2 tRNA genes are annotated in these 373 nt (G+C 50.1%); both read right to left on the bottom strand.

What is annotated here, in order from left to right:
- Positions 1–92: 92 nt before the first annotated feature.
- Positions 93–165, bottom strand: a tRNA-Ala gene (locus KNO71_RS17540).
- Between the two features lie 22 nt (positions 166–187).
- Positions 188–264: transfer RNA gene (locus tag KNO71_RS17545), tRNA-Ile, on the bottom strand.
- Positions 265–373 lie beyond the last annotated feature (109 nt).

Raw genomic sequence — 373 nt, forward strand, 5'->3', positions numbered from 1 at the left:
ATCTAGCGTCTAAGACACACGGTCCATTATGGACCATATGTGAAATTGGTTTTTGATGTCTTGATGAATCTTCAGTTTTCAAGGAACAAAAGTGGAGCCTAGCGGGATCGAACCGCTGACCTCCTGCGTGCAAGGCAGGCGCTCTCCCAGCTGAGCTAAGGCCCCGTATTGGAATTTTTCATAAAAATGGTGGGCCTAAGTGGACTCGAACCACCGACCTCACGCTTATCAGGCGTGCGCTCTAACCGGCTGAGCTATAGGCCCTCTTAGAGAGGTTTTGGTCTCTCAAAACTGAACGATGGGCAATGCCACATGGGCATTTTCCTTAGAAAGGAGGTGATCCAGCCGCACCTTCCGATACGGCTACCTTGTT

The sequence above is a fragment of the Exiguobacterium sp. s163 genome (assembly GCF_018617135.1).
Classification (GTDB): Bacteria; Bacillota; Bacilli; order Exiguobacteriales; family Exiguobacteriaceae; genus Exiguobacterium; species Exiguobacterium profundum.